Here is a 3,036-nt window from a genome sequence, read left to right on the forward strand (position 1 = left end):
CCTCTTTGACCAGCGCATCCGCAATAGCCTCGCCGGAATGATACCGGCGCAGGAGCGCGTCGTAACCGCCGGTTGTTTTTACAAACTGTATGTTTTTCTTTTCGCGCCCATCGGCAAGCATCATTTTTATTTTAGATCGTTTGGCTGCGGGGGAAAACGCGACGACCGCGTCCCGTTTCTTGTCATTCATTAAATTGAGACCGCGCATACTGTCCCTCCTGTCACATCATCGTAAAGTCAATTGCTTCTTCCTCTTCATCAGCGTCTTCATCCCCGGCGTCGATTTCGGCTGTTTGATTCAAATCGAGCATTTCAATGCCGGTTTCATAACCCAACAGCAAAAACGCCGCTCCATTGTTCTGCAGCACAAACGCGCTTGTTGTTTCGTAGCCGTCACGGTAGATATACTCAAAGGTGTAAATAGCATCGCCCAGGGCGGCGCAAAAGGCGCTGTCTCCGCCCAATTGATATGCCGCCGTTATCGTGTAATCAAGAAATTCTTCATCGCTTGCTTTTTTTGACAGCGCGTTTGGCACATCATAACTGGAACGAATAAGGCCCACATCGCCGCCCTCAAGGGTTTGCGCCTTGAGTGAAGACCGTTCAACCCATTCGCCTTCGGGGGATATAATACCAAGGCCCACGCCGCCTTTTGGCATAACAAGCGTGCCCGTGTCGTCCGTATACGCCTGCGTACATTCCTTGTTGTCGTCATCGAACACCAGTTTTTCCTGCCAGCCGTATATTTTTTTACGGTCAATTTTTTCGGGCGTAAGGCTGAAGGATCTTCCGTCCAGGGCAAATGTCAATGCTTTTGGCATATCACCTCTCCTGTTGAAACAATATTCCTGCGATGCTTACATCATCGCCGGAACCGCGCCCGGTAAGGACGGGCAAAAAATCTTCCAGTTGTCTACGGCCCTTTTCAAAACCTTCGTCTTTAAAGTTGTCCAGAATGATTCGGTACATCCCGGCTATTTTTTCGTCGTTTTTTTCCAGCAAAAACGAAGTGTCCACACCGTCCGTGCCGATAAACAGAGCTTCCGGCAATTCGGCGCCGGCAAAATGACGGAAAAGTTCCGGCGCATTTTCTTCGCAGAGTGACGTGGTGATGTTAAACTGGCAAGTCTCGTCCCAGGGGATGGGCTCGGAAAAGCCGCCCCCGTCTTCCAGGGTGACACATTTGCCGTCCCCAATTTGTACGCCAAACCAAAACGAATTTGTCGCGGCAACGGCAATAAGCGTGCAGCCGTAAGCGACAAATATGTTTTCATCATACCCCGCGGGATCGAGATTCAGTGTTCCAAAGTCAGGGGCGTCATGTCTCCAGTCGTAAAGCACGCGCCGTTTCCATGCTTCATGGATAGAGGCGCACAAACCGGGCAGAATCCTGTCAAAGGCGGGGCAGAAATCCCGGGGGCCAAATTTTCCGCGCCGAAAATAACCGACAAGAATCTGATCAGTAAAATTGTTGAAACATTCCGCAGCGGCTTCGCAGGCAAAGCGGGCTCCGCGTCCGCTGCGAAAACACATATCATTGCCGTGGCCGTCCGAAACCACCGCAAAGGAATGTCTTTCATCGCGGTAATGGAGCGCAAAATCCTCGCAGGGTTGCCCGTGCTTTTTATGCCGTTCCCCCTGCGCCGAGGCCGCAAAGGTGAAAGCCGGTTTCCGGTTCGGCATTTACCATTCCTCCTCATCAGATATGTCCGCTTTTACTTCCGCAATCTGTTTAGCCAACTCCTCCTGCTTTTCGGTCACGGGAACGGCGGGAACCACATTGTTTTCCACGGTGGCGGTTTGCGCCGCAGCTTCCAATCCGGCGTATGTGCCGGCAGCCTTGAGCGGCTGCAAAACCACGCTTGCCTGAACGCTCTGGCTTGCAATTTTTGAGGCCCGGACCGACACAAACTTTATTAGTTTTTTGAGGGCCGCCGCGTTGTGCACTTCCAGCACCGTTTCTGTGCTGCCGGTAAATTTTGCAAGCACGCCCCTGTCCGCATCGTCGCCGATGGCGATTGCCACCCTGATGGCCTGCCTGTACCAGTTGTTTTTTTGCAGTTCCGCAAGGCCCGCGTCAAAATCATCGGTGGGCGCTCCATCGGAAATCAAAAAGAGCGCCGGGGCAAAAGATCCGGTTGCTTCGCGCATAAACGCTTTGGTGGAGAGCTTACCGCTCAATTCTATGCAGGCCTCGCCCAAATCGGTTTCACCCGCCGCATTGATGTTGTTCCACTGGAACAGATCAACATCGAGAGGCTCCGGGGTAAGCCACTTAACGCCGTAGGAAAATTCCAGCGCCGCCACCTTGATGAGCGCGTCCGCGTTGGCCTGTGAAATATCCCGCAATTCAGGAATTACTTCCGCTATTGCCGCATTCACCGCGCCGATTTTTGATCCCGCCATGCTCCCCGATGTGTCTATCAAAAAGAACAGCGCCATTGTCTTGCGAGGGATCGCCTCGATTGCATCCTGTAAACCCATAATAATATCCTCCTATACCACCTTTGCGGTTGTGTTTCCAAACACTATGCTTGCGCCAGTTTCCAGCGCCACGGTTTTGCCCGCTGTTTTTGAGCGCTGTTTGCCATCCCTTCCGATGACAAGCCATGTTTTCTTTGAGCAGTTTTTTATTTCTATGCCGCCGGTTTCGCTGTTTATTTGAGCTGAGGCGCTTATGGCAAAAAAATCATCGCTTTCGTTGTTCGTGTTGCACTCATACAGCCGGGTGCGCCGGTGGACCGGGAATTGCCGTTTGCCTATCTCAATGCACATGTCAAAGTCGGCCTTTTTTCCGCAGGCGGGACAGGGAACGGATCCATCCGCCGGGGCAAAATAGACTTCGCCGCAGCCGCATTTGTAAATTTCGCTCCGCAGACGGTCAAACACTTTAAGCCAGTCCATTTCGATGACCCGGCGGTCGGGATTTTCCAAAGCAGTTTTGCTGAAGGCTTCGACAAACTTGTCACGCACATAGCCAGGGAACAGGGGCCAGCGGCGGAGGGCGTTGTTGTTAATGCCGGGTATGGGCCGGTT

General features: G+C 52.5%; 5 protein-coding genes. All 5 read right to left on the minus strand.

Annotated elements, in window-relative coordinates; genetic code table 11:
* Window positions 1–208 (minus strand): hypothetical protein (locus tag LBO03_07370; protein ID MDR3349407.1); only part of this gene is annotated, 208 nt, incomplete at its 3' end.
* 13 nt (window positions 209–221) lie between these two features.
* Window positions 222–722, minus strand: coding sequence for a hypothetical protein (locus LBO03_07375; GenBank protein ID MDR3349408.1), 501 nt, complete (start codon window positions 720–722; stop codon window positions 222–224).
* A gap of 100 nt (window positions 723–822) precedes the next feature.
* The gene (locus LBO03_07380) at window positions 823–1,683 is read right to left on the minus strand and encodes a protein phosphatase 2C domain-containing protein (GenBank protein MDR3349409.1); all 861 of its coding nucleotides are present in this window, start codon (window positions 1,681–1,683) and stop codon (window positions 823–825) included.
* Complete coding sequence (locus LBO03_07385; protein ID MDR3349410.1) at window positions 1,684–2,484, minus strand: VWA domain-containing protein; 801 nt, start codon at window positions 2,482–2,484, stop codon at window positions 1,684–1,686.
* A gap of 12 nt (window positions 2,485–2,496) precedes the next feature.
* The coding region (locus LBO03_07390; GenBank protein MDR3349411.1) for a hypothetical protein at window positions 2,497–3,036 on the minus strand (540 nt) is incomplete at its 5' end.

The organism is Acidaminococcales bacterium (assembly GCA_031290885.1).
Classification (GTDB): Bacteria; Bacillota; Negativicutes; order Acidaminococcales; family JAISLQ01; genus JAISLQ01.

Coding starts and splice junctions, on each gene's coding strand:
- LBO03_07380 (MDR3349409.1), bottom strand. CDS start 1,683: ATGCCGAACCGGAAACCGGCTTTCACCTTTGCGGCCTCGGCGCAGGGG.
- LBO03_07385 (MDR3349410.1), bottom strand. CDS start 2,484: ATGGGTTTACAGGATGCAATCGAGGCGATCCCTCGCAAGACAATGGCG.